Below are 3,643 nucleotides of genomic sequence, written 5' to 3' on the forward strand. Positions count from 1 at the left end.
CGGACCGTTGACGCAACCGAACCGCGGTCATGCAAAGCAGCCAAACCGGCGCGGGTTAACGCTCGATCTGGTTCGTTAAGTGAGCTGGTGGTGAGCAAGCGCTGAACGAGTCGTGACAAGTGGGGCACATATTGTCGTAGCTAGGCTTTTGCCGACGACATCGTTCCCGTGCGGTGCTAGCTTCGGGGTTGTTATGAGAATCGACGTTGCCGATCCGACAATGCTGCGATCCCGTTTGGTCGCGGTAGCAGCCACAGTGTGGTTGATGTTGTGGATGGTAATCGGTGGCGCACACCACCACGAAAGTAGAACTAACTCAACGGATCTGGAAATCGTTGCCGGTGAAGCGCTGACTTCGCTTGAATCGTCGCAAGTGGTCAGGGATCAGCTTCCCCCAGACCATGCGCACGCAGAAAGGGATTCGTCGACACACCACGACGACCAGTTCATGGCCGCCGCCTTGACACCGTCTGTGGCCGCGTTGGCGAGTTTCGGCGCCGCGGTCAGCCCGGTTGGGGGGGCGGGGTGGTCGGCTTATCCCGCGGCGGCGCCGGGGCGGGGTCCGCCCACTGTGCTTGCAGTGCGTTGCGCCGGTCGAGATCTGTTGACTCGGCTCTGCTTGTCTCGTCGCTGATCAGTCGCCGTCAGGCCGTTGCGCTTCGCGTCGCCGGCCGGTGAACGCTTCTTACCAATTGTCGCGTGTCGCGCGTTGATGGAAGTGACGATCAGATGATTGACGTTGTTCACACTGGCAATAATCTTGCGGGCAGTCCACCTCGTACCGCCACCGGGGCGCGCTCCTGCTGGCGGCGCAGGCCTGCCACCTATGGGCGGCTGGTGTCTTGGTGTGACATGCTTCGGTGCCCAGGATCTCGGCGTCCCAGAGCATTGCGGAACCGTGGTTTCTGGGCGAAGCTTGAGTGCTTCAACCCAGGTGGCAGCATGAAGGAAGTCCTTGCCACGCAGTTGGTCGATAAGGCGCGCGACCGCGGCGGGTTGCTGCCCGAAGCTCGGACCGCGGAGTTTTCCGGCGGCAACCTATGTTTGGGACTGGTTCTAGCGGGCGAGGTGTGCGTGGGTCCGGTAGCGGTTGTCATCGATACCGGGATGATGGAACCGATCATTGGGCGGATGCTTGCTGCCTACTGCGCCGACGTTGTCCTCGTCGATGCACCGCGCCCGGTTGGTGGATGGGAACAAGCCCGCAAAGATCGGGTCGTGCAGGCGTTGGCCACCGATCACGGTGCATGGATTCCGGTTCAGTACACCAACTTTGACAACGTTGTCGGTGATCAATCCCTGGATTTTGAATTGCCCGTCCAGCGCGGTGGAATCGATGTACGGGTGTGCCTGGCGGCTACCGGCAGCTATTCGGCAGGAGTTGTGCGAATGCTACTTCAACAGAGCGAGCAGGCGCCGAGATCCGCATCGGTTTTGCAGGATTGGCGGATCATCCTGGTCAACGGGTCTTTGCTGCTCTTGGCCGCGATGATGGGTTTGTATCTAGTGACTTTCCAGGTCTATCTTGTCCTGCCTGTGCAGGTGTCGGTGCTAACGCCGTGGTCCCAATGCTGTTTTGCCGCTGGTGTGTTCGCGATTTCAGGTGTGGTGGTCGTTGCCGGCCAGTTGCGGACCACCCCATGGTTGTCCGACAGATGGGGTTGCTGGCGTAGCTTGATCGCCGGTCTAGCCATCCTGGCAGTGTCGTATCTGCCGCTGATCATCCTGGCCGACGATCGGAGCTCAAGTTCGCCACCGGACGTCGAAGCACTCGCAGTCTCCGCAGCGCTGCTTGCGCTAGGATCGGCCCCGGCGATCCCATTCGAACTGCATGCTGCAAATACTTTTACCCGTAACCGTTCGGGGGCAACACCTTACCGGTTCTATGGCACCGTCGTCGCAATCAGAACCCTGATCTGCAATGGGCGACAGCGGCAATCTCCGGCACAGCGGTACATCGCGGGCATCACGAAATGCTCTGCGCTGCATTGTTTTTTGTTAGCGCCGCCGCAGCACTTGCGCTCAATCCGCTCTATCGCGAACAGCGGTCAGGCAACCGCGATCATCTGAACAAAGGCCTTAAGCCGTGCGTCACGGCGTAGTCAACACGAGGAAAGAAAAGAGGCGCAACTCATATGGAAAACCGAACAGGAACGTCTGACAGAGCAAGTCTAGCCGGGGATTTAGTCCCCAGCCGGCCGCCGAGGGTGCGGCCATGAGCGGGCACAGCCACGCCCACGGGCACGGGCACACAACCGATGCTGACCGGCGGTGGCTAGCCGGCGCCCTGGCGGTGATCACAGCATTCATGGTCGGCGAAGTGGCGGTAGGAATCGTTGCACGATCCCTCGCACTGATCTCGGACGCGGCGCACATGCTTACCGACGCGGCCTCAATCGCTTTGGCGCTGTGGGCTATCGGGTTGGCAGCACGGCCGGCAGCGGGCCGTATGACCTACGGTTGGCGACGGGCGGAAATCTTGTCTGCGCTGGCCAACGGCCTGACTTTACTAGTTTTGGCGGGCTGGCTGGCCTATGAGGCGGCCCGTCGACTAATTGACCCGCCGCCGGTCACCGGCAGGCTGGTGCTGATGACGGCACTGATCGGGGTCGTGGTGAACGTGACCGCGACGTGGATGATCAGCCGCGCCAATCGCTCCAGCCTGAACGTCGAGGGTGCTTTCCAGCACATCCTCAACGACCTGTTCGCTTTCATCGCAACGGCAATCGCCGGCGTGGTGATTGTGTTCACCGGGTTCGCACGCGCCGACGCCCTCGCCACGCTCGTCGTGGTGGTGTTGATGGCGAAGGCCGGGACGGGATTGGTGCGTGCTGCAAGCCTGGTACTCCTGGAGGCCGCGCCTCGCGGGTTCGAGCCTGAAAAGATTGGCCAGGCGATGGCGGCACGCGACGCGGTGGTCGAAGTTCACGACCTGCATGTTTGGGAAATAACGTCAGGGCAAACGGCACTTTCAGCGCACGTGATCGTGGATGAGGACCGCGATTGCCATGAAACCCGGGCCGAGTTAGCGGCGTTGCTGGCGCACACGCACGGAATTTCACACATCACCCTGCAGCTTGAGCACCAAAAATCAGGCAGGCTCAACGAACACGGTTTCGCAGGCGCATGCGCGCACTGCGCAGAACCGCACGGGCTCACCCACCGCTCAGTAAACAACCAAGCCCATTATCACGAGTCGGATACAGGCGGCACCGACTCCTCGTCGTTGTCGCATCTCCGCGGTTAAGAACGGGCTGTAATGAGGTTGGGCGGCGCTAGCTGGTTACTACGGCTGCGGTATGTGGCGGTGGTGGGAACTGCAGTGTGGTTGGCGGCGTGGGGCGTGCTAATCGGCGCCGACAGTGTGATCATGCCTTCGCACTCATCGGTGGCGCGGCCTGCACCTGCGGTTGTGGCCTCGACAAGTGGTGGTGATCATCCCAGTTTCGGCGTCGATCATTCGCATGTGGGCAAAGGATTGTCGGGCGAGCATCCTGAGCAGTTCACCACGGCGGTGTTGCCGCGCTCGGGTACTGCGGTGGCCGCGCTGGCCGCGTTGGGTGTGGTGTTGGCCGTGGCCGTGGCCGTCGCTGGTGGGCTGGCCTGGTTTGGGGTGCCCGCCGGGCGCGGCCCCCCGCGTGCC

Annotated in this window: 2 protein-coding genes; both read left to right on the forward strand. The window is 61.8% G+C overall.

Features of this window, described 5'->3' with window-relative positions:
• The first annotated feature begins 942 nt into the window (after positions 1 to 942).
• Positions 943 to 2,070: a pyridoxal-phosphate dependent enzyme gene (locus JF781_RS27565; RefSeq protein ID WP_008260707.1), complete on the forward strand. Its 1,128-nt coding sequence runs from the start codon at positions 943 to 945 to the stop codon at positions 2,068 to 2,070.
• Positions 2,071 to 2,215: 145 nt separating this feature from the next.
• Positions 2,216 to 3,247 (forward strand): cation diffusion facilitator family transporter, encoded by a 1,032-nt coding sequence (locus tag JF781_RS27570; RefSeq protein ID WP_008260705.1) that lies wholly within the window; start codon positions 2,216 to 2,218, stop codon positions 3,245 to 3,247.
• Positions 3,248 to 3,643: the final 396 nt, after the last annotated feature.

The sequence above is a fragment of the Mycobacterium sp. WUMAC-067 genome (assembly GCF_020217485.1).
Taxonomy (GTDB): Bacteria; Actinomycetota; Actinomycetes; order Mycobacteriales; family Mycobacteriaceae; genus Mycobacterium.